18 protein-coding genes and 1 pseudogene are annotated in these 23153 nt (G+C 62.1%); 15 read left to right on the top strand and 4 right to left on the bottom strand.

The window, feature by feature from the left end; genetic code table 11:
* Window positions 1-237: 237 nt before the first annotated feature.
* The 10 genes from AC1DIP_RS16325 (at window position 238) to AC1DIP_RS16280 (ending at window position 10302) form a co-directional block, all read left to right on the top strand.
* Entirely contained in the window at window positions 238-1605 is a 1368-nt protein-coding gene (locus AC1DIP_RS16325) for a sugar porter family MFS transporter (RefSeq protein WP_477734357.1), read from the top strand.
* 107 nt (window positions 1606-1712) lie between these two features.
* A complete protein-coding gene (locus tag AC1DIP_RS16320) occupies window positions 1713-2003 on the top strand; it encodes a YrhK family protein (RefSeq protein WP_285244041.1) in 291 nt (96 codons plus the stop codon).
* 521 nt (window positions 2004-2524) lie between these two features.
* Entirely contained in the window at window positions 2525-4015 is a 1491-nt protein-coding gene (locus AC1DIP_RS16315) for a molybdopterin-dependent oxidoreductase (protein WP_285244040.1), read from the top strand.
* Window positions 4016-4823: 808 nt separating this feature from the next.
* Entirely contained in the window at window positions 4824-5465 is a 642-nt protein-coding gene (locus AC1DIP_RS16310; protein WP_477734356.1) for a GntR family transcriptional regulator, read from the top strand.
* A gap of 133 nt (window positions 5466-5598) precedes the next feature.
* Window positions 5599-6471 carry a fumarylacetoacetate hydrolase family protein gene (locus AC1DIP_RS16305; protein WP_285245755.1) on the top strand — a complete coding sequence of 291 codons (873 nt, stop codon included), beginning with the start codon at window positions 5599-5601 and terminating at the stop codon, window positions 6469-6471.
* The gene (locus AC1DIP_RS16300) at window positions 6468-7376 is read left to right on the top strand and encodes an alpha/beta fold hydrolase (RefSeq protein ID WP_477734355.1); all 909 of its coding nucleotides are present in this window, start codon (window positions 6468-6470) and stop codon (window positions 7374-7376) included. Before AC1DIP_RS16305 ends, AC1DIP_RS16300 begins: the two co-directional genes overlap by 4 nt.
* Window positions 7377-7420: 44 nt before the next feature.
* On the top strand, window positions 7421-8698 hold the full coding sequence (locus tag AC1DIP_RS16295; RefSeq protein WP_285245757.1) for a metal-dependent hydrolase family protein: 1278 nt from the start codon (window positions 7421-7423) through the stop codon (window positions 8696-8698).
* A 174-nt stretch (window positions 8699-8872) separates the two neighbouring features.
* The gene (locus AC1DIP_RS16290) at window positions 8873-9364 is read left to right on the top strand and encodes a DUF1097 domain-containing protein (RefSeq protein WP_285245758.1); all 492 of its coding nucleotides are present in this window, start codon (window positions 8873-8875) and stop codon (window positions 9362-9364) included.
* 107 nt (window positions 9365-9471) lie between these two features.
* Window positions 9472-9777, top strand: coding sequence for a hypothetical protein (locus tag AC1DIP_RS16285; protein WP_477734354.1), 306 nt, complete (start codon window positions 9472-9474; stop codon window positions 9775-9777).
* Window positions 9778-9792: 15 nt separating this feature from the next.
* Window positions 9793-10302: a flavin reductase family protein gene (locus AC1DIP_RS16280; RefSeq protein ID WP_285245760.1), complete on the top strand. Its 510-nt coding sequence runs from the start codon at window positions 9793-9795 to the stop codon at window positions 10300-10302.
* Between the two features lie 760 nt (window positions 10303-11062).
* On the opposite strand, the gene AC1DIP_RS16275 is transcribed toward AC1DIP_RS16280, so the two are convergent.
* Window positions 11063-12541, bottom strand: a complete 1479-nt coding sequence (locus AC1DIP_RS16275) for a glyceraldehyde-3-phosphate dehydrogenase (RefSeq protein WP_477734353.1) — start codon at window positions 12539-12541, stop codon at window positions 11063-11065.
* A gap of 290 nt (window positions 12542-12831) precedes the next feature.
* On the opposite strand from AC1DIP_RS16275, the gene AC1DIP_RS16270 reads away from it, so the two are divergent.
* The 5 genes and pseudogenes from AC1DIP_RS16270 to pyk form a co-directional block, all read left to right on the top strand.
* Window positions 12832-13755 carry a LysR family transcriptional regulator gene (locus AC1DIP_RS16270; protein ID WP_477734352.1) on the top strand — a complete coding sequence of 308 codons (924 nt, stop codon included), beginning with the start codon at window positions 12832-12834 and terminating at the stop codon, window positions 13753-13755.
* Window positions 13756-13881: 126 nt separating this feature from the next.
* Window positions 13882-14979 (top strand): tartrate dehydrogenase, encoded by a 1098-nt coding sequence (locus AC1DIP_RS16265; protein WP_477734351.1) that lies wholly within the window; start codon window positions 13882-13884, stop codon window positions 14977-14979.
* Window positions 14980-15122: 143 nt separating this feature from the next.
* Window positions 15123-16601: a C4-dicarboxylate transporter DctA gene (dctA, locus tag AC1DIP_RS16260; protein WP_477734350.1), complete on the top strand. Its 1479-nt coding sequence runs from the start codon at window positions 15123-15125 to the stop codon at window positions 16599-16601.
* Window positions 16602-16606: 5 nt separating this feature from the next.
* Window positions 16607-17767, top strand: coding sequence for a glycerate kinase (locus AC1DIP_RS16255; RefSeq protein ID WP_477734349.1), 1161 nt, complete (start codon window positions 16607-16609; stop codon window positions 17765-17767).
* A 99-nt stretch (window positions 17768-17866) separates the two neighbouring features.
* Window positions 17867-18675 (top strand): annotated as a pseudogene (gene pyk / locus AC1DIP_RS16250) (pyruvate kinase); the annotation flags it as partial.
* A gap of 73 nt (window positions 18676-18748) precedes the next feature.
* Here pyk and AC1DIP_RS16245 read toward each other — a convergent pair.
* From AC1DIP_RS16245 to AC1DIP_RS16235, 3 genes are all read right to left on the bottom strand, one after another.
* Complete coding sequence (locus AC1DIP_RS16245; protein ID WP_477734348.1) at window positions 18749-20302, bottom strand: family 43 glycosylhydrolase; 1554 nt, start codon at window positions 20300-20302, stop codon at window positions 18749-18751.
* A 152-nt stretch (window positions 20303-20454) separates the two neighbouring features.
* Window positions 20455-21411 carry an alpha/beta hydrolase gene (locus AC1DIP_RS16240; RefSeq protein WP_477734347.1) on the bottom strand — a complete coding sequence of 319 codons (957 nt, stop codon included), beginning with the start codon at window positions 21409-21411 and terminating at the stop codon, window positions 20455-20457.
* Window positions 21412-21490: 79 nt separating this feature from the next.
* Window positions 21491-22999 carry a sialate O-acetylesterase gene (locus tag AC1DIP_RS16235; RefSeq protein WP_285244102.1) on the bottom strand — a complete coding sequence of 503 codons (1509 nt, stop codon included), beginning with the start codon at window positions 22997-22999 and terminating at the stop codon, window positions 21491-21493.
* Between the last annotated feature and the right edge of the window lie 154 nt (window positions 23000-23153).

Raw genomic sequence — 23153 nt, 5'->3', positions numbered from 1 at the left:
AGACCCACAGGTGGAAAAATTCCCTCTTTCAATTGCGGGGGCGCAATGATACGTTATGTGCAATTAGATGCGGGAGTTCTAGCCCGGCCAGGAACTGGAAGAGCCGGAATGGAAGAAACCGCCGCACGTCAACTCCTCGCGGCGGCTAGCCCGGCACGGTTCACTTTCCATTGATCCGACGCCAAACGAAGACAGGATTAAAGGGAGGGACTGGCGATGGCTGGGTTTGTAGGCGAGATGCGCCGGAGCGGCAACGGCCTGCTGCTGCGTGCCTCGGTTATCGCGGCAGTAGGCGGCTTACTGTTCGGTTACGATACGGGGGTAATTTCGGGGGCGCTGCTCTTCATCAAAAGCGATCTGAACGCCAGTGCAGTCGCCCAGGAATGGATTGTGTCCTCCCTGTTGCTTGGTGCCATGCTTGGTGCCCTGATCTCCGGGTATCTCGCGGACAAGATCAGCCGGAAATGGACCAAGGTGATTTCCGGCTCCCTCTATGTCGTCGGCGCTTTGGGATGCGCCCTTTCGATTAGCGTTCCCATGCTGATCGGCTTCAGGTTCCTGCTGGGGGTATCAGTGGGCACGGCATCCTTTGTGGCGCCGTTATACATTTCCGAGGTAAGTCCGCCACGCGTCCGGGGTGGGCTGGTGTCCTTCAACCAACTCGCGGTCACCGCAGGAATCCTGCTGGCCTACATAGTGAACTTCGTGTTCCAGGGCTTCACTAACAATTGGCGCTGGATGCTCGGCTTCGGTGTCATCCCCGGCGCCGTGCTGGCCATCGGTATGCTGACCGTCCCCCACACCCCTCGCTGGCTTGTGCAGCAGGGACGTGGAGATGAGGCGCACAAGGTACTGGAGCGCTTGCGCGAGGGTGTTAAAGGTGCGCAGGTGGAACAGGAAATCCAAGACATAAAAGAGGCCAACGACGCTGAATCCGCAACGAAGGTTCGGGACCTGCTGAGGCCCGAAATACGTCCGCTGCTGTTGATCGGTCTAGGTTTAGCCGTTTTCCAGCAGTTCGTCGGCATCAACACGGTTATTTACTATGCTCCGACAATCCTCTCCGACACCGGACTGACAAAGAGCACCTCCATCACACAGACCCTGTTCGTCGGACTGACCAACCTGATATTCACTGTTATCGCAGTGCTTCTGATCGACCGACTGGGCCGGCGCAAACTGCTGCTCACCGGGACGGTGGGGCTTACGTTGTCCTTGGTACTGTTGGGCGTCTACTTCAGCTCCGGTGCCCTCCAGCAACACGCCGGCTACCTCGCCCTGGTGGGTCTGCTGCTTTACATCGCTTCTTTCGCCATTGGACTGGGCCCGGTCTTCTGGCTAATGATCTCCGAGATATACCCCACGGGCATCCGCAGCAAGGCCATGTCCGTGGCAACCCTGGTGAACTGGGGCGCCAACTTCCTGGTTGCCGCCACTTTCCTGAGCCTCGGCCAGGTGATCACCCGCCAGGGTACGTTCTACCTCTATGCCGGCCTTGGTGTCCTCGCGTTCCTGTTTTTCCTGAAGAAGGTTCCGGAGACAAAGGACCGGTCCTTGGAAAACATCCAGTCCGACCTGATGGCGAAGGACTCCCCCCGGGACTAACCCCTGCTCCCCCAATGACGCCAGCCGGCACTTTTGGTCCCTTTGAAGGAAGCCCCTGAGACTTACCCACTACCCGAGGCTGGAATGACCAGCAGAAAGAGGACGGCATGCACCACTTGTTTGACCCTCGGGCAAGCCAGAGATCCTCGGCGCACGAACAGTTGTATGCCGCTATCGAGCTCACCTACACCGTGGTCGATTTCGCCGCTGCCGGCCTTTTTATCATCGGCAGCATCCTGTTCTTTTCTCCGGATGCCACGGACCCGGCGCTCTGGTGCTTCCTCATCGGGTCCATTTGTTTCGCCCTTAAGCCGACGCTGCGCCTCATCCGGCAGTTCCGCTACCTCAAGCTGGACAAGATCGACTCACTGGCCCGGGACGAACAAAGCCACCGGTGAGGGGACCATCTGATGCGGACGTCACCCCTGGGTGTTTATTCAGCGTCTCGGTCTGGACAGCTACGGCGCACCGGGCCCGGGCCTCCTCCGACTCCGTGTCTTGCGGAGCAACCAGTTCGCCAGGAGAGCCAAACCACCGGCCGCAGCAATAGCGATGGAAAGTCCGCCCAGGTGTTCCAGGCTGCGGGATGAACTGAACTCCATCTCGGTTCGTGCCTGGTGTGCCTGATCCGCCACGGATTCCAACGCTACCGGGGTTGGGAGTTTCCCGAGCCACTGGCGGTCCCGGGTGTGCCGGCTAATTTCGCCGGGGGTCGCGCCCGGGCCCCGTCCATCCAGAAGCGCGGCGCGCATGCGGGCAAGTTCTTGTTGGACTGTGTCGGTGCCGTAACTGGCCATACCCAACAGTGTGCTCCGTGTCCTTCTTTTCGGCCAGTGGAGTCCGCGAGGGCAGGCCTTCCAAACATTGAATCGCAGCGGCGGGGCGTCCAATTGTCATCGCCGGGTATTGAGGAGGACGTATGCCTGAATTTTTTCCCGCGTGGGTGGTGATAACCCATTTTTTGAATCTTGCCTTGATGTTGATGCTCTTCCGGTCCGGCATAGAGGTTCTGTCAGCCTTCCCCAAGTTGTACTGGCATGATGACTGCCCGCCCGGACGTCAATGGCTGCGGTTGTCGAAGAAAAGTTTCGGGGCCGACTCGCGTAAACCATGGACGTCTCTGGACGAGGAGGAGTCCTGGTCACCGGTGGTTGCCCTGCCGGGCAGAAAAAACCTCGGTCTGGGCCGGCACTGGCACTTCATGACCGTCGAATTCTGGATACTCACCGGCATCGTGTATGTCGCCACCATGTTTGCCACCGGCTATTGGCAGTACATCGTTCCCACCCATTGGTCGATCATCCCCGATTCGCTGAAGGCAGTCGGAACCTACCTGCAATTCGAGTTTCCAGCCAAGATCCCCGGTCAACCGTTCGAACCGGCCCAAAAACTTGCCTACTTCGTGGTGATCTTCATTCTGGCACCACTGCAGATCCTGACCGGTGCAGCAATGTCACCTTCCGTGCTTGCCCGCTTCCCCCGCTACGGCAAGCTGTTCGGCGGCAAGCAGGGAGCACGCAGCCTCCACTTCCTGATCATGTGTGCTTTCGCGGCGTTCACCGTCGTACACGTGTTCATGGTCATCATCCATGGCCTTCCGCAGGGATTCGCCGCCATCGTTCTCGGAAACCCCAATGGCGACCGCCGGCTGGCCACGGGCATCGGACTCGCCGGGCTCCTGGCAATCGTGATTTTCCATGTGGTCATCACCTGGTTCTCGCTGCGTTACCGCCGCCGCACGCAACGACTTCTGGGCAGGATAGTCAATCCATTTGAACGGGTCATATCCCGGGCCGGCACTTCACGCCAGCGTTTCTCTCGAAGCGACATCTCCCCCTATTTCCGTGTCAACGGTTACCCACCGCCCAGCAAGGCCTATGAGCAGATGGCAACCAACGATTTCCGTGACTACCGCCTGGCCGTCGGCGGCCTGGTTGCAGAACCCATATCATTCTCGCTGCAGGAATTGCGGGAGCTCGGCGATCAACGGCAGATCACCAAGCACAACTGCATTCAAGGATGGACAGCCATTGCTGAATGGGCAGGGATTCCCCTGTCCGACATCATGCAAAAAGTCAAACCCCACCCCGACGCCAAGCATGTGGTGTTCTACGGCATGGACGACAAAGGCCTGACCGAAGGGGAAGGCCGGTACGGCTTCTACTACGCATCCATCCCTATATACCTAGCTTCGCAGCCACAAGCACTCCTAGCCCTGGAGATGAACGGGGCACCACTGCCCATCGAACACGGAGCACCCCTGCGGCTCAGGCTTGAGACTCAACTCGGATACAAAATGATCAAATGGATCCAGGGCATCGAATTCGTCACCGACGTCAAGGACATCGGAATGGGAATGGGCGGGTGGCGCGAAGACCAGCAGTTCTACGCCAACGCCGCCGGAATTTAGCACTGCTGGAACCATGGCCTGATGAATATCAGGAACCAGCAAGCTGTTTTCGCCCTCATTTCTTGATGTTTCTCCCGAACAAGGCCCAGGACCAGAAAGAACACACCCTCAGCGTGTGGCTGCACGCCCAACGCATCGACTACGGAGCCGGGAAACTCATCCCGGCCAAGAAATCACAATTGAACAAAGTCATGCTGGGCTGGCGGCAAGGCAGACCGCGACGCGGTCCGAACAGTCGAACGGTCGCCAAGAACCTTGGACATGCCCGAATAACGGACTCCTAGGCTCTCAGGTCAAAGTCCAGGTCCTCGAAGGCTCCCAGTTCCGGTCAAGTGGGGCCCACGAACAGGACTAGCAGGTGAACTCGTCGTCAGCCGGGGGATGACCTGGACCACGAGCTCTTAGGCGATGAACTCCCCAACAGGGTTCAGCCCGTCGAGGACATCAGCCTCGTCCAGCTAAAGAACGACAGCCTTCGTATCTGGGCCTTGCCGGATTTCAGGGCCTCCAGGGAGTTCTCGTGGGATTCCTTGAGGTCAGTGCACAGCTCATCGTGGTCCGTTGGCACGGAGATGCAACTCTTTCTTCTCGATTCCTTTGTCGGTTTCCGGCCTTCATCAGGCTGACAGAATCTGCATTATCGGCTCTTCAGCGCGAGCGGGGGAGGAGTCCCAAAAGGGGGTTTCCGTCCCACTCGTCGTCGTTGGCCGGTCCCGCCCAAATCGCACCGGCCCGCCAGGCAGCAGCATCACGTTCCTCGCCGCCCAAATTATCGAGTATCCATAATCCGTGTGAAAGACTGGGGATTATGGCGGGGTCAGCAGCGTTTGAGAACGAGAGCCTTTCGGAAAAGGTCAAGCGTACGATTGTGGACCGCGTCGTTGATGGTACCTACCCTCCCGGTATGCGTCTCGTGGAGCTCCAGCTCGCAAAAGAATTCGGTGTCAGCCAGGCGCCGGTCCGTGAAGCCCTGCGGGAACTGTCCTCCACGCGGCTGGTCGAAAACATACCCCGTCGCGGCACGTTCGTCCGGTCCGCTTCTCAGGATGACCTCGCGGAGGTCTACTTTGTGCGTCTCGCCTTGGAAGGAGCTGCCGCCGCCGCCGCGTATCCGGCGCTGCATGCCGACCCCTCGCCATTGCGCGATGCGTTGGCGGGTATGCGTGAGGCCGCGGCCAGGGGCGATGCCCATGGCATCGCCAAGTACAGCACCGATTTTCACCGGGCTGTTGTGGTTGCGACCGGGAACCGGCTGATGCTGGAGATCTGGGATTCCCTCTATGTCGAGGCTCGGACCATGGCCACCGTCGTGCGCGGCCACGTCGACCTGCACGCGGCGGCCGAAGCGCACGTCCCGATCCTGGATGCTTTCGAGAGCGGCACACCGGACCTCTGCACCAAGCTCGTCATCGAACACCAGCACGAGTACTCCGTCCTCCCCCAGGAATAGGCCCCTTCCTTCTCCATGGGAAGGGCACGCGCCACTTCCAAAAGAAATTATCGATAATCGCTTGTGATACCAGTCACGGTCGCATAGAGTCCTTCTCATCCATTATCGATAATCGATTCAAAGGGGAATCACTTTGAAACTCGTAAGCTTCCGCCACAACGACACCCAGCAGACCGGCGTCCTCAACGAGGACGCCACAACGGTGACTGCCGTGCCGGGCGGGCAGGACCTGCTCTCACTCATCGACAACTGGGACGGCGCCGCTGCCGAGCTCACCGCCTTGACCGGAGAAGCAATCCCCGTGGCCGACATTGAGTTGCTGGCCCCCATTCCGCTCCCCCGCCGGAACATCTTCTGCGTGGGCCGCAACTACGTCGAACACGCCAAGGAATTCGCCAACTCCGGCTACGACGCCACTGCAAGCGCCACCCCGCAGCCGGAATACCCGGTGGTGTTCACCAAGGCCCCCTCCACGGTCATCGGCACCGGCGCGGACGTCGACCCGCACACCGGCGTCACCTCCGAACTGGACTACGAAGCCGAACTCGGCGTCATCATCGGCACGGGCGGCCGGGGCATCAGCAAGGCCGAGGCGCTGGACCACGTCTGGGGCTACACGATCATCAACGACGTCACCGCCCGCGACCTGCAGAAAGACCACAAGCAGTGGTTCCTGGGCAAGAGCCTGGACACCCACTGCCCGATGGGCCCGTGGGCCGTCACCCGCGACGAGGTCGGCGACGGGCCCCTGGATCTGCACTGCACCGTCAACGGCGAAACCCGGCAGAAGGCGACCACAGCCGACCTGATCTTCGACATCCCCACGATCATCGAAACGATCAGCGCCGGCATCACCCTCCAGCCCGGCGACATCATCGCGACCGGCACCCCGGTCGGTGTCGGCATCGGCTTCACCCCGCCGCGGTTCCTGACCAGCGGAGACGTCGTCGAGATCAGCATCAGCAAGCTCGGCACCCTGCGGAACCGGATCGGAGAAGGACGATGAGCACCGCGACCATCCCCGCAGGACTGACAGCGGTCGGAACGAAACATCTCTTCGTCGAAACCACAGGCACCGGCGATGACGTTGTCCTGGTCCATGGACTGGGCGGCACCACCAGCTTCTACGAACCCCTCGTCGCCTCACTGGCCGAACGGTTCCGCGTCACCCGCTACGACTTCACCGGACACGGCCGCTCGCCCCGGGAAGCTGAACTCAGCCTGGAATCCCTGACCGCTGAACTGGCCCTGGTCATCGAATCCCAGACCACCTCAGGCCGCGCCCACCTCGTCGCCCACTCCATGGGAACCCTCATCGCCCAGCAGCTGGCGTCGACCCGCCCTGACCTGGTCCGCGAAGTCGTCCTGCTCGGCCCGGTCCGCGAACAGGCCCAGGCGGCCAAGGACGCCACCCGGGCCCGCGCAGCCCTCGTCCGCGGGAAGGGCATGGCCGCGGTCGCTGACACGGTCGCCAACGCCGCCACCGCAGACCACGCAGCACTAGCGAACCCGCTGGTGCGCCCCTTCGTCCGCGAACTGCTCCTGGGCCAGGACCCGGAAGCCTACGCGCAGGCCTGCGAAGCCCTCGCGGCCGCCACCAACCCGGACCTGTCCAGGGTCCGGTCCAAAGTCCTGCTGCTCACCGGCAGCGAAGACAAAGTCAGCACCCCGGCCGCCAACGAGGCCATCGCCGAGGAGCTTGGCCAGGCTGAACTCCTGGTCGCCCCGGGCACCGGCCACTGGACTGTTCCGGAGGCGCCGGATTTCGTCACCGCCGCCGTCCTGGACTTCCTCACGGGCTCCACGCTCAAGCCGGACACGAAGAAGACGTGCGCGTGCAGCAGCTCCAGCCCGGGCTGCCAGTCGCGCCGCCAGCAGACCATCACCATGCAGATCCGCAAAGCCCCCTAACAACCGCACCACCGTCTCCATCTCAAGATAAGGACAACGAAGTCATGTCGAAAACCCTCTTCACCAACGTCAACATCCTCGACAGCACCGGCGCCCAGCCCTTCCTCGGCGAAGTGCTCGTCGTCGATGAGCGCATCACCGACGTCCGTCCCGGCACGGGCAACCTGCCCCGCGAGGGCGCCCGGGTCATCGACGGCCGCGGCCAGACCCTGATGTCGGGCCTGTGCGATGCACACACCCACTTCACCTGGAACGACGGGGACCTCAACAGCCTGGAAACCATGAACGTTGAGGAACACCTGCTGCACACCGTCGAATCGGCCAAGTACTACATCGACTACGGCTACACCATGTGCTTCGGCGCGGCCAGCGCCAAAAAGCGCCTCGACGTCGTCGTCCGCGACGCCATCAACGCGGGCCGGATCCCCGGCCCCCGCTACCTGGCCAACGGCCAGGAAATCGCCACCACCGCCGGGGACCTCGTACCCGGCATCACCCAGATCGCCGACGGCGTCGAGGAAATGCGCAAAGTGGTCCGTGAAACCATCGGGCTGGGCGTGGACCAGATCAAACTCAGCATCTCCGGCGAGGAAATCACCGGCTCCAAGGCAGCCACCGACACTTACATCACCGAAGAAGAACTCCAGGTCGCCGTCGACGAGGCACACCGCCGGCACGTACGCGTCTGCACCCACGCCCGCAGCCGCGACTCCGTCCTGATCTCCCTGAAAACCGGCGTCGACATGATCTACCACGCCTCCTACATCGATGACGAAGGCATGGACCTCCTCGAGGCCGCCAAGGACCGCGTCTTCGTCGCCCCGGCCATCAACTGGCTGGTCGCAACCCTCCAGGACGCCGAAGCCTTCGGCTACTCCCACGAGGCCGCCGAACAGGCCGGCTACGCCCGCGAACTCGACATCGCCGTCAAGGCAATGCAGGAGATGCGCCGCCGCGGCATCCGCGTGCTGCCCGGCGGAGACTACGGCTTCGCCTGGACCCCCCGCGGCACCTACGCCCGGGACCTGGACCACTTCGTGAAGCTCTTCGGCTACACCGAAATGGAAGCCATCATCGCCGCCACCGCCCTCGGCGGGGAACTGTTCCAAAAGCCCAACGAACTCGGCAAGGTCCTGCCCGGCTTCTACGCCGACATGATCCTCGTCGACGGCAACCCCCTCGAAGACATCACCATCCTGCAGGACCTGAACAAGATCACCGCAGTGATGAAAAACGGCGAATTCCACCGCGAACCGGCCGAAGACACCCCGGCCACCCCCGAAACCGCCGATCCTGCCGACCTCGCCCTGACCCACCTCTAACAAGCACCCACGCTGTGTGGCCCCCGGCTTTCCGCCGGGGCCACACAACAAAATTCATCCCGTCCGTGTAGGGCGAACATCCCGCATTCTATGCACGTAAGAGAAGCGTGCACCTTCCCTTAGCTTTCCTTTTCAAAAAGACAATGACGCCATTTTGACCCTAAGGAACCACCCATGAAGCCCCTCGTCATCATCGGAATCACCGCCGGAATCCTTGCCGGCCTCTGGACCCAATTCAGCACACCCCTGGGCCTGATCACCTGGGTCGGATTCCTCTCCTGGGCATGCTTCTTCGCCGCCGGCGGAAAACGCGCCGGACTCCTCAAAACCATCCCCGCCAACCTCTCCGGCGTCCTATGGGGCGCCGTCATCCTCTGGGCATCGGCGAACCTCCCCATCCCCGGCGCGCTCGGGATCTCGGTCGCCATCGCAGCGTTCGCCATGTGCGTCCAGGCACGCTGGAGCGTCCTGGGTTTCATCCCGGGAGCGTTTGCCGGATGCGCCGCCTACTTCGGCACCACGTTCGACGCCGCCGGTACCTGCCTGGCCCTGATCGCCGGCGCCTGCCTCGGCTGGCTCTCGGAATACACCGCAGGGCTCCTCACCACCCCCAGTAAGAAGAACCAGACGCCCGCACCTGTCGCGGAAACCCAACCCGTCGGCTAAAACAACAGCAAAGGGCCGCCCCACCGGCCAACCCCTCCCCGGGTGCCACCGGCCCGCTCCCCGGCTGTCGGTCGCACCTGAGCCCGCCACCACCTCAAGGAACCGTGATGAACGCAGTAACAGCCCATGCAGCCGCCGGGTCCTTCCCGATCGGACACAGAACCTTCACCCCCCAGCCAACACAGGCCTTCCGGGTCGATGACTGGTTCCGCCTCCCCACAGCAACCGTGGAAATCCGCCGAAACGGCACATACGTCAGAACCGGACGCGTCGAAGAAGCCACCCCGGACTCCCGGATGCTGTGGCTCTCACCCGAAGGCGTCGACTCACGCATCCTCATCGACAAACTCGACGGATACGAAGTGTGGATCGACCCCGAACAGCACTACTACTACATCCAGCAACACCGGTAACCGAAGGAGGCAGCCATGACCATCGTTACCGAACGGCCCGGCACCATCGACCCCGCCCACGTCCGGGACGTCATGTCCATGGTGCCCACCAGCGTCACCGTCGTCGCCGGCCAGCCTGAACTCACCGGGGAACGCGCCGCCATGATCGTCGGATCATTCGTCTTCATCTCCCTCGACCCGTGCCTGGTCGGCTTCTTCGTCAGCCACGAGTCCTCCATCTGGCCACAGCTCAATAAAGCCACCGTGCTCGGCATCAGCACACTGGGCTCCGGACAGGCCGCCTTTTGCCGCAAGCTGGGAAAAAAGGAAGCAGACCGCTTCGACGAACGCTACTGGAGCCAGGGCACCTACGGTGCCCCACTGGTCACAGGGGCCGTCGCCGCCATGGAATGCCAAATCGAGAACGTTACCCCCGTCGGGGACCACGCCTTCGTCCTCGCCCGAGTCCTGGGCCTCAGCATCGGCAGCCTTACAGACCCCCTCGTCTTCCAGAACCACGGATTCTCCGGCCTCCTCCCCCACTGACACCACCTCGTGCGCCTACTAAGAAGCGGCAAGGAGCGAATATCAGGTTGGAGTGACACCCAACCTGGCATAGAACGGCTTGGCTTGGTGCCCAGAAAATAAGGGACTTAGATCTGGGTCCACTTAGAACTCGGTCGCGCCGCCGCCCACACCCGGGGACAATCCCTACGGGATATCCACCGCTACTGCTGCAATGGGAGCTAGCGCAATGGCTCCCGACTTCCAGCCGTGGATAACCGATTTGACCCCAATTGTGGACGGAACAGAGTCACCCCGGCGAAGTTTGTCCGAACCTCGTCAGGTTGACGGAATCGCTGTTATCGGCCCTTTGGCTTTGCCTGCTGGAAGGGGGGCCGGCGTCCCTTGTTTAGATAGCCAGCCGTCGGGGACACTCCACACCTTTACCCGAGCCGTAACTGCCCGGCATGAGATCACCGGAAGCAGGGCGATTTCTTTCCCACTAAGAAGGTGTCGAGTCCAGGAGTGTGGTGTATCCCTCGGCCCGGTCCAACAAGCGGCGCCCGGCGCCGCTGTCCTGCAACAGCCACAAATACCGCCCATCGGCGGAGATATCGTCGACGCGTCCAGTGATCCGTGGGTTCCGCTTATCTGATGTCAGGAGCACGACTGTGTCACCGCGGGTCAGCTCGCGCCAGTTGCCCACTTCCGTGCGTAGGCGGCTGGAAAGCATGGGATGGGGGGTGCGGGGATTCGAGATGTACATGCCGGGGGCCCTCCGTACGTATCAAGGTCCGATGGGTCAGTTGACCATCGAGAGTGTTCGATGTGCCGATTCCCTGGCAGGGAAGGACGGCGGGTTCACTCCGGCCATCTCATCCATCACGCGGACCACCTGGCAGCTGTAACCGAACTCGTTGTCGTACCAGACGTAGAGCACGAGGTTCTTTCCGTTCGAGATGGTGGCGAGGCCGTCCACGATGCCCGCGCGCCGGGAACCGACGAAGTCCGTGGAAACAACCTCGGGTGAGTCGATGTAGTCGATCTGCTTGCGCAGGTCCGAGTGCAGCGACATTTCCCGCAGGTATTCGTTGACCTCGTCCTTGGTGGTCCCGTTTTCCAGGCTCAGGTTCAGGATGGCCAGGGAAACGTCCGGGGTGGGGACGCGGATGGAGCTGCCGGTCAGCTTGCCGAGCAATTCAGGCAGGGCTTTAGCCACTGCCTTGGCTGCGCCGGTCTCGGTGATCACCATGTTCAAGGCTGCCGAGCGTCCGCGCCGGTCACCCTTGTGGAAGTTGTCGATCAGGTTCTGGTCATTGGTGAAGGAGTGCACGGTTTCCACATGCCCGTGCACCACGCCGAACTTGTCGTTGATGGCCTTCAGGACCGGGGTGATGGCATTGGTGGTGCAGGAGGCCGCGGACACGATCCGGTCCGAATCGTTGATGTCCCGGTGGTTGATGCCATGGACGATGTTCTTCAGTTCGCCCTTGCCCGGAGCCGTTAGCAGGACCCGGGCCACGCCTTTGCTCTGCAGGTGCTGGGACAGCCCCTCAGCATCGCGCCAACGGCCCGTGTTGTCCACCACCAGGGCGTTGTTGATCCCGTAGGCCGTGAAGTCAATCGTGGCGGGGTCGTTCGAGTAGATCACCTGGATACGGACGCCGTTGGCCGTGATGGTGTTGGCTTCTTCGTCGACTCGGATGGTGCCCTCGAAGGAACCGTGGACGGAGTCCCGGCGGAGCAGGCTGGCCCGCTTGGAAAGGTCGTTGTCGGAACCGCGGCGCACCACGATGGCGCGCAGCCGCAGTCCGTGGCCACCACCGGCCTTTTCGATCAGCAGCCGCGCCAGGAGCCGCCCGATGCGGCCAAACCCGTACAGCACCACATCGGTGCTGGTGCGCTCGTCACCGCCACGCTTGCCGACGATCTCGGCGAGTTCGGCGCGGAGGAACTCTTCAAGGGTGGCGCCGTTGCCCTCTTCCTTGAATTTCTGGTTCAGCCGGGCGATGTCGATCGCCGCCGCGCCCAGCTGCAGCCCCGCCAGGGTGTTCAGGAGCGGAGCGGTTTCCTCCAGGAGCAGCTCGTCCTTGCTCATCCGGCGCGCGAAGCGGTGTGCCTTGAGGATGTTCATGGTGGACTTATTGATCAGGCTGCGGCCGTGGATGCTGGTGACCACGTTGTTTTCGCGGTACAGCCTGCCAATAACCGGGATCATGGCCTCGGCGAGGGCCTCCCGGCCCATCCACGTATCAAGACAAGAATCTGACGTCTGGCTCACAGAAATACCTTCCTCGGTTCAACCGTGTACGTCCTCGTACACGGAGGTCGGCCACCTGATGGTTTCCAGGGGGGCGAGTGGACCAAACCTTCGGGCCGCTGCGGCTCCTGAAGTGGCTGCTGTACCGTTCCATTAGAGCGACTGCTTGGGGGATGCGTCCAAGACCTAGAAGCAATCCGCCTGATAGGCGTAGGCTATCTATTTGTTTGGCGGACTAGTTGTTCCGGACCGGGTTTTTACCCCCGCAGAGTGAGGGGGTCCCGCCGGGCGGACTATCTACAGGAGGTGGGGTGGACACGCGCCAGCTGAAGTATTTTCTGGCCGTGGTTGACCACGACGGGTTTAACCGCGCCGCAGAACATCTTCTGATCGCCCAGCCCTCCCTATCGCAGACCATCGCCGGACTGGAGAAGGACCTGGGCGTGCCGCTGTTCCACCGCATCGGCCGCCGCGCCGTCCTCAGCGAAGCGGGCAAAGAACTGATCGGCCCCGCCCGGCTGGTGCTGCGGGACCTTGACGCCGCGCAGTCGGCGGTCCAGGCACTGAGGGGTGTGCGTAGCGGCAGACTGGACATCATCACGATGCCGTCCCCCGGCATCGAGCCGTTGACGTCCATGATCGCCGGCTTCACCCGGCTGCATCCCTCGGTCCGGCTGAACGTCGGCGCTGCCTTCACCCCGGAAGAAGTCATCGAATCCGTCCGGAACGGCAGCAACGAAATCGGGCTGGCGGGTTCAGCCACCCAGATAAGGGTTCCGGGCGTCCAGGTGCTGGAGCTGGAGCGGCAGCCGCTGATACTCATCGTCAACCCGCAGGCTGACACCTTCAATTCCGGGACGGCCATACAACGGGAAGACCTCGGCGGCCATAGGCTGATCGCCAGCCAGCGCGGATCCCTGATGCGGTGGCTGGTCGATGACGCGCTGGCGCACGGGGTCCGCACCGAAATCGTGATTGAGGTCGCGCACCGAACCTCGATCCTGCCGCTGGTGCTCGCAGGGGTCGGCCACGCCGTAATGCCCTCCTCCTGGGCACCGCTGGCGCACAAATCCGGGCTGCGTACCCTGTTGATTGAGCCGGTCTCGCATCTGGACGTGGCAGTCCTCAGCCGAAAGGAAGACCTCACGCCAGCGGCCCGAGCCTTCCTGAAAGTAGCCGAGCTGCACGTCGCACAAAAACTGACTGTTGATAGACCTGGTCCAACCGTTAGGTAAAACCTATCTAGCGGATCGGATCTTGGTCTTGGACGCCCTCTAGGATCAGGCCGTCTACTTGAAGAGGAAGAGCACTGTGACCCTGATTACAGGCTCACAACAAATACTCAACGAGGAGACTGGCATATGAGCGCCACCCAGAAATTCAGCATCGCTTCAATCCCTGCCGACGGTGTGGGCAAGGAAGTTGTTTCCGCCGGACGCCGCGTCCTGGACGCGCTGGCCGAGAACTCCAACGGCAAGTTTGCGTTCGATTGGACCGAGTTCCCCTGGGGCTGCGGCTATTACGCGGAAACCGGCAAAATGATGGCAGATGATGGCCTGGAGACGCTGAAGAACTTTGACGCGATCTACTTCGGCGCCGTTGGCTGGGAGAACGTACCGGACCACATCAGCCTCTGGGGCCTGCGCCTGAACATCACCCAGAACTTCGACCAGTGGGCAAACATCCGCCCCGTGAAGTTCCTCCCCGGCGTCCAGTCCCCGCTGCGCAAGGCGGACAACACCGAACTCGACTGGGTTGTGGTCCGCGAGAACAGCGAAGGCGAGTACGCCGGCCTCGGCGGCCGGAACCTGAGCGGCCGCGGCCCCGGCAACGAGGTGGCCCTGCAGACCGCACTGTTCACCGAAAAGGGCTGTGAGCGCATCATGCGTTTCGCCTTCGACCTGGCCCGGACCCGCACCGTGAAGAAGGTGTCCTCGGTGACCAAGTCCAACGCGCAGCAGTTCGGCATGGTCCTGTGGGACGAAGTCTTCAACCGTGTGGCCCTGGATTACCCGGACGTCCGGACCGAGAGCGTCCTCGTGGACGCCATGAGCGCCAAGTTCATCCTCAAGCCCGAGGACCTGTCCGTCGTGGTTGCCTCAAACTTGAACGCTGACATCCTCTCGGACCTCGGCTCCGCCCTTGCAGGCAGCCTGGGCCTGGCGGCCAGCGCAAACCTGAACCCGGAGCGCCGCTTCCCGTCCATGTTTGAACCGGTCCACGGCTCCGCCCCGGACATCGCCGGCCAGGGCATCAGCAACCCGATCGGCGCCATCGCCAGCGCCGCCCTGATGCTGGACCACTTCGGCCTGCACGAGGAAGCACGCCAGGTGGAAGCCGCCATTGAAGCTGCCACCGGTTCGGGCCACCTGACCCGCGACGTCGGCGGGAACGCCAAGACGGACGACGTCACCGAGGCGATCATCAAGGCACTGACCCTCGCACCGGCGGCCGTCTAGCCGGAAACTCCCGGCCGCCGGGCTAACCAGCCCTGGTCAGTACAGCCCGGAGTGGGCGGCGGTGCAGCATACCGCCGCCGCCCATTCTGTCGTGCTCACATTCATCAAGCACCCTCCAGCTATTCCACAACGAGGTAGGAATCATGGATCACATCACCACCGCCGGCGGAACCGCGGCAGCCACGAAGGCGCCGAAAACACGTTGGTACCGGCAGCTTTACTTCTGGGTATTAACCGCCATTCTCATCGGCATCCTGGTCGGCTGGCTCGCCCCGACTGTCGGCATCGCCATGGAACCGATCGGCACCACGTTCGTCAACGCCATGAGAATGCTCATCGGCCCCATCGTATTCCTCACCATCGTCGGTGGCATCGCCAGCGTCGCGGACCTGAAAAAGGTCGGCATGACCGGCCTGAAAGCCCTTACCTACTTCCAGGTCGGCACTATTTTCGCCCTGATCTTCGGACTTGTGGCCATCAACATCTTCCGCTTGGGGGACGGCGTCAACGCGGTTGCCAGTTCGATCAAGACCACGGACGCCGCGGCAAAGCTGATTGATGCCGGCGCGCACCAGGAATGGTGGCAGTTCCTGACCAACATCATTCCCACCAGCGTCGTCCAGCCCTTTGTTGCAGGTGACATCCTGCAGATCATCTTCATCGCGGTGGTGTTCGGCATCGCCCTGAACGCCATGGGCAAGGTGGGTGCCCCGGTCCTGGACGGGGTGCAGCGCCTGACCGGTGTGATGTTCAAGATCCTGGGCTTCATCATGAAAGCAGCACCGCTTGGTGCTTTCGGTGCCATGGCCTTCGCTGTGGGCAAGTACGGCGTCTCCTCCTTGACCAGCATGGGTGGACTGATCGCGCTCTTCTACGTCACATCCATCCTCTTTGTGGTGGTGGTCCTCGGTTCGGTCATGGCCTTCCTGAAGCTGAACATCTTCAGCATGATCCGGCACCTCAAAGAGGAATACATGATCATCCTGGGCACCTCCACGGCCGAGCCCGCCTTGCCCGGCCTGATGCGCAAGCTCGAGCACGCCGGCGTCAAGAAGGAGACCGTGGGCCTTGTTGTCCCCACCGGCTACAGCTTCAACCTGGATGGCGCCGCGATCTACCTTTCCCTGGCCGCCGTCTACATCGCCCAGGCCACCAACACGAACCTGAGCATCGGCCAGCAGCTGGGTCTGATCGCCGTCATGCTCCTGACCTCCAAGGGGGCAGCAGGTGTCGCCGGCGGCGGCTTCATCGCCCTGACCGCGACCCTGGCCACGATCGGCACGATCCCGGCCGCCGGGATCATGCTGATCTTCGGCATCGACAAGTTCATGTCCGAATGCCGGGCGCTGGTCAACTTCACCGGCAACGCCGTGGCCACCCTGTTTATCGCCTGGTGGGACCGCACCCTTGACACAGACCGGGCCCGGCGGGTCTTCGCCGGCGAGATCGTGGAGCCGATGCCCAACGAGGATCCCATCGACCTCGAGGAGGTCACCGACATCGACGACGATCTCACCGAGTACGGACACCACGGGACCAAAGAAGCTGTTTCCAAGCACGCAGGCCCGGTGGCCGAGCTTGCCCCCACGGAGCGTCGCCCCATCCACTCGGAGACTGCCTAACTGACATGAGCGCAACCACCGCCCCCAAAACCGTGCGGACCCTTATCGCCCCCGACAAGTTCAAGGGCAGCCTCACAGCCAACGAAGTAGCGCAGGCTCTCGCAACAGGGCTTCGCTCCGCCGCTGACGTCCCAGGCACGACCGGAGCGGTTCAGTGCGAACTGCTTCCCCTGGCGGACGGAGGTGACGGCAGCGTTGACGCGGCCGTCGCCTCCGGCTTCACCCGCCGCAGCTACACCGTTGCCGGTCCCACCGGCCAACCTGTCCAGGCCAGTATCGCGTTCGACGGCGCCACCGCGGTCGTCGAGGTCGCCAACACCTGCGGGCTCGGACTGCTGCCCGAAGGCAAACTGGAGGCATTGAACTCCTCCAGCCGAGGATTCGGCGAAGCAGTCCTGTACGCGCTCAGCCTTAACCCTGCAAGGATCGTTATGGCGCTTGGTGGCAGCGCCAGCACCGATGGTGGCATGGGAATGCTCACCGCTCTGGGCTACAGCTTCCGCGACGCCAACGGCCGGCTGCTCTACGGCAGCGGCCGCGCCCTCTCGCAGATCCACTCCATCCAGCGCACCGACCTTCCGGAACTGTCGGACACCGAACTGATCGTGGCCAGCGATGTCCATAACCCTCTCCGCGGTCTGCACGGCGCCCCGGCGGTGTTCGGGCCCCAGAAGGGTGCCGGTCCCGGTGAGGTAGCCGCCCTGGATGAGGGCCTGGGGAACCTCGTCGACAAAATGTCTGTAGCGGGATTCGCCGACGCAGAGTCGCTGGCAGCACATGAAGGCGCCGGAAGCGCCGGCGGCATCGGTTACGCCTGCCTGCTGCTCGGCGCAAAACAGGTCTCCGGGGCTGACTACTTCCTTGACTTGCTGGACTTCAATGCCCGCAAGGACAACTGCGATGTGGTGATCACCGGGGAAGGCAGCATCGACGAGCAAACCCTCGCCGGGAAACTGCCCGCCGCTGTTGCGCGGCGGTCAGGCACCCGTCCCATCATCGCTGTCGCCGGACGCTCACTGCTTCCCAAGGAGCGATGGGCCGAAATGGCCCTGACCCGGGTTTACACCTTGGCGGACTACACCGATCTGGACTCCTCCAAAGACCCTTACCTCTCCGCCACCTTGCTCCAACAGATCGGCAGAGAAATCGGAACAAGTCTTCTGTAGCTGAACTCCACATACTGCGGAACAGGAACACCCGCCCCGCTAACGCCGGCGGGTGTTTCTGTGCCCCGTAATCCATGCAAAGAATACAAGGGTAGGTATATGAGACGCGCAAAAATTGTGGCTACGTTTGGCCCGGCAATTTCCAGCTATGAAAACACCCTGGCTGTGCTGGAAGCCGGTGTAGACGTCGCCCGCATGAACATGAGCCACGGCGACTACACCGTGCACGACGACACCTACGAGAACGTTCGGAAGGCAGCAGCCGAGCTGACCAGGGCTGTGGCCATCATGGCTGACCTGCAGGGTCCAAGATCCGCCTGGGCCGGTTCGTTGACGGTCCGCACGCCTTGGCCGTGGGCGACATCTTCACCATCACCACCGAGGACGTTCCCGGCACCCAGGAAATCTGCTCCACCACCCTGAAGAGCCTCACCGAGGACGTCAAGGTAGGGGACGCGCTGCTGATCGACGACGGCAAGGTGGCACTGCGCGCCATTGAGGTTGACAACGTCAAGGTGGTTACCGAGGTGACCGTCGGCGGCATGGTGTCCAACAACAAGGGCATCAACCTTCCCGGCGTCGCCATCAACGTTCCCGCCCTGAGCGAGAAGGATGAGGACGACCTCCGCTGGGCGATGCGCCGCGGCGTGGACCTGGTGGCCCTCTCCTTCGTCCGCGACGCGTCCGACATCAAGCGCGTGCACGAGATCATGGACGAGGAAGGCCGCCGCGTGCCGGTCATCGCCAAGATCGAAAAGCCGCAGGCTGTCGAGCAGCTGCCCGAGATGATCGACGCGTTCGATGCCATCATGGTGGCCCGTGGCGACCTCGGTGTGGAGCTTCCGCTGGAGGAAGTGCCGATCGTGCAGAAGCGCGCCATTGAGCTGGCACGCCGCTGGGCCAAGCCGAGCGCGCACACGTTCTGCCATTACCCAGGAGTGCCGGGGGCAGTCGGGCTTGGGTTCACCTCCGAGGAGAACGTCAGTCATCTAGAGAGCGGTATTGGAAGTTGCGGAAGCGCGCGTGCCCTGTGCCAGCCACGTACAGGGCTGGTCGAAGGCTGAGGAGCTCGTCGGCTGTGTTCGTGTTGAATCCGGTCACGTCGTAACGGAGGCCGTGTCTGGTCCATGTGGTTCCGTCGGTGCTGTAGTACTGGGTCACGATGTGTTCGTCGTTCACGATACGGAGATGAACGACATTCGTGGATGGTGCGGGTTCCTGCCAATAGGGAACTGGCCGGCCTGCCCGGTAGCTTGTCATGCGGTCACCGTCGTGGCCCATGCCGCAGAACAGGCGGTCGCTGTAGTAGAGCAGTAAGCCGGCCTGTGCGCCGCCTAGTAGTTCCATCTCGACGCTGATTTCATAGCGCCGGTCGCCGACGATGCAGGTCAGGGGTGAGCTGTCCGATGGGCTGGTTCCGCGGGCTTGGAGAACGAGCCCATCGTCCAGCGAGGCACGGAGATACTCGTCCTCTGATGGTGCGTGGAAGGACCACTGGATACCGAAGCGCTCCTCCGTGAAGTCGTCGGATAGAGGGATTCCGTGGGACCGCTCCCCTGATGGTTCAGTAGGCGCAGGCAAGGGCCTTGAGAGGTCGCTTCCGGCTGCCCGGGGCCAGCCGTCGTCGTCCCATTCGATGGGCTCCAGGAGCGTCTGCCGGCCCAGGGTCGTGAAGCCGTTTTCGTATCCGTGGTAGATGCTCCACCACTGTCCGTTTGGCCCTTCAAACAAGGTGGCGTGGCCCTTGCTCCACCATGGCTCGCTGGCGTCCCAGGTGCGGATGATCGGGTTGGCCGGGCAATCCTCCCACGGTCCGTGGACTGATCGTGAGCGGGCGACGGTGACCATGTGCCCTGTTGGAGGACCCGCAGTGCCGCCGACTGCCGTCGTGAGGTAGAACCAATCTGCTCGGCGGGTGAGTTTGGGTCCCTCGAGGGCATAGGCTTCCGTAACCCAGTCATCGGGGTAACGCCAGCCGTCGTACACATGCTCCACTGGACCGTCCGTGGCGAGACCGTCGGCGCTCAACCGTACACGGCTGACGCCACTGAGGAATAGGTAGCGGTGCCCGTCCTCGCCCACGACATGTCCGGGATCAATATGCCCGGCTATCCCAAGGTTGATTGGTTCACTCCATGGGCCCTGCATGCTTTCGGCATGGATGACGTAGATCTGCGGTGGTGCTGATGGATCCGGGGAAACGGCTGTTGGAATGATCGGGACGTAGATACAGTACCGGCCGTCGACTTTGCACATGTCAACTGCAAAGACGTTTCCGATGGGTTCCGGCAGGGCGGGGCCCAGCGGTTTCCAGTTGAGCAGGTCCCGCGAGTGCCAGATGATGAGGCCGGGTGTCGATTCGAAGGAGGAGAACGTCAGGTAGTAGTCGTTTCCGTCTCGCAGAATTGCCGGGTCTGGATGGTCTCCGGCGAAGACAGGGTTGATAAATGTCCCGTTGCCAAGATCGGCTTTGCGCTGGCCCTCAATCCCCCTTGCCGACCTGACGGTGCTCGTGGCTTTTAATTCGGTGCTCATACGGTGGCCTTTCCTTTTGCCAAATATTTTCTTGAAAAGTGCAGTCTCGTCTCGTCCAAGGTCGGTTGCGACAGGTTCTGCCGCCGACACCATTCCTCTGGCTGCCATGACACCTCCCCCGGGCAGCGTCCTCTGGTAGGCGGCGAGTCACATCAACAGCGGTTATCTGATCGGAGTCGCCGCGCCATAAGCGTCAGGGCCTCGTTTACAGGCGCAAAATCTTTGGAGAGGTTCAGGAAGCCATGGAGGACTCCGCGCACCATGATCTGCTTGATGTCGACGCCGGCGGCGGCAAGCGAGGCGCTGAACGCCTCACCGGACGCACGTAAGTCGTCGTATTCTGCATTGAGTACCAGTGTTGGCCCCAACCCTGTTAGGTCGGCACCCCCGGGCATGGCGTACGGGGAATCTTGCGGGCCCGTATCACCCAAATAGTTCTCCCTCGTGGAGCGGTGAAATTCCGGAGGTATTTTCAGGCAAGGCGGCAACTCCGCGCGTGCAGCCTGGAGCGATTTCGACGGGGCCGGGAGGTCAAAGTGCACGTTTGGATATACCAGTATTAGGTGCTCGGGCAGCCAGTCATCTTCGTCCCGGAGGCGCAATGCCGCGGATGCGGCCAGGTGGCCGCCGGCGCTGGCGCCTCCCAGAGAGACGGAACGAATGCCCAGATACTCCAGATTGTTTCGGACCCAGTGAACAGCCGCGACCACATCGTCCAGGGGGATGGGGTAGGTGATCCCGTCAACGGCGAGCCTGTAGTCCACGCTCACCACCACTGCTCCTGCACGGGCGGCTAATTCCCTGGCCGTCCAGTCCGCTTCGTTCATGTCGAGGTCGCCGAACTTGAAAGCGCCCCCGTGGACCCACACAAACCCTGTGCGACGCGCCGATGGCTCATCGTCAGGCCAGTAGATCCGGACCGGGACCGGGCCATGCGGCCCCGGAATGTTTACCTCATCAGTAGCCACCTGGGGCGGCTGCGTGGCATCAGGATATGCATCGAACGCATGCAAACGGGCGAGCAATTCGGGGTCTTCCAAGGCCTGCGCTATTGAGGGGATCCCGTTCAGCAGCGGGAGACGGGAGGCGATCTCCGGGTGAAAAGGCACTCAATTTCCTTTCGTCAGCGGGCTTAAGGCCGCAGAATTTCGTATGTCCCGCAGCGGCACTGGTTCCGCCCGAACCGGATCACGGCAGTTGCGTCTTGAATGGCAACGCCGGGATGCCGGCTTCGTTGCAGAGGTCGACCTGATAGTAGCTAGTCCATGCAAAGCTCAGTTCTGACCCGGGAGGTACGGGGGCGGTGAGTAGCAGCCGGTTGGAGGATACAGCCACTTCGTGGACCGGTATGTTTTCCCCCTGAGGTGATCGAATCTCCAATGGGAGGGGATTCCCGCCCCAGGTGAGTTCTTCTACATTATGGAACGTGATTTCTACGCCGGTGTCGGTTCGTTTGGCACTGTCGAGGGCGGGAGCGTCAGCAGTGACTGTTTGTCCATAGACATGGCGCTGTGCGAGCAAGGCGAGGCGGGTCCCTACCGGTTTCTTATTTTTGGGGTGGATGTCGCGTTCGGCACCGGCGTCCGACGTGCTGGCCATCCAGACCTGATCTATTGTGTCCGCGACTTTTGCTTGCTGCTCACGGATAACGGGCACGTGGTTGGCGTCACCGTAGGGCGAGCCGCCGAAGGGTGCGAGCTGGGTTATCAGAAAGGGAAGATCCGGTGTTTCCCACGCCTCCCGCCAGCTATCGATCGTGCTCGCCAAGACGGCTGAATAGAGGTCGGGGTGGGGTTTGTCGGACTCGCCTTGATACCAGATCACCCCTTGGACGGGGTAGGGGGCGATCCGGCTCACCATCGTTCCGAACAGCCCGCCTGGCCGGTTGGGGTGCAGCGTACCCATCGTGGGCATCTGCTTGGCAATGAAGACGGGAATCAGCTCCCGCTCTTCTTCTTCGCTCATCCCATCGCGCATAACGCGGTACAACACGGCGTCCGCGAAGGGGTCGGTCCTGTCGCTCATCTTGTGGGCCCGGAAAAGCTCGGCCTCCTCGTCTGGATCAAACTGCGTGAGGCCGCGTTCATAGTCCTCTATCCATGCTGATCCGGGGCCTTCCGCAAGTTTCTCCGGATCTGTCCACGTGCAGGCGGGTGTACCACCCCAATTGCAGCCCACGATGCCAACGGGTACCTGGAGTGCTTTCTGCAGTTGTTCTGCGAAGTAGTAGCCCACGGCAGAAAAGTAGCGAAGGTCCTCCGGTGTGCAGGTCCGCCACTTACCGAAAAGTTTGTAGTCGTGCTCGTTTTCCTGTCCCGCATAGGAGAGTTTGGGAACGTCGAAGAATCGGATGTCCGGGTTCATTGGGCCCGTAAACACCTGTTCGCGGTCCGCGTCGAACTCAAGATTGAATTCCATGTTCGACTGTCCTCCTGCGACCCATACCTCGCCGATCGCGACGTCATGGATCTCGAGGCTCTCCATGCCGTCGGACAGGGTAAGGGTCAGGCCTCGGGCTGCCTCTTGGCCGTCCAGCCGGAGCACCCAATTACCGTCCCGGTCCGTTTTGGTGCTGCCGGAGGTGAGAGCGCCAAGGGTAGCGACTACGTTGGCACTGGGCTGGCCGGTCCCCCAGATGAGGAGCGGACGACGGCGTTGCAATACCATGTGGTCTTGAAAAATTTGTGCTGCCTGCATAGGGCTACATTTGACTTTCTGGGGATCGGAACCCCTGAGGGCCGCCGTCTCCGTAGGAGGGCGGGGTGGAACTTATTCGAACATGTCGGCCATCTGTCTTCTCCACGCACTGTCGAAGCTGGACCCCGTCCTGTCGTAACCAAAGAACGTCACC

Source organism: Pseudarthrobacter sp. 05T312, assembly GCF_056396685.1.
The sequence above is the reverse complement of the archived record's forward strand: the minus strand, read 5'-3'. Positions and strand labels throughout refer to the sequence as shown.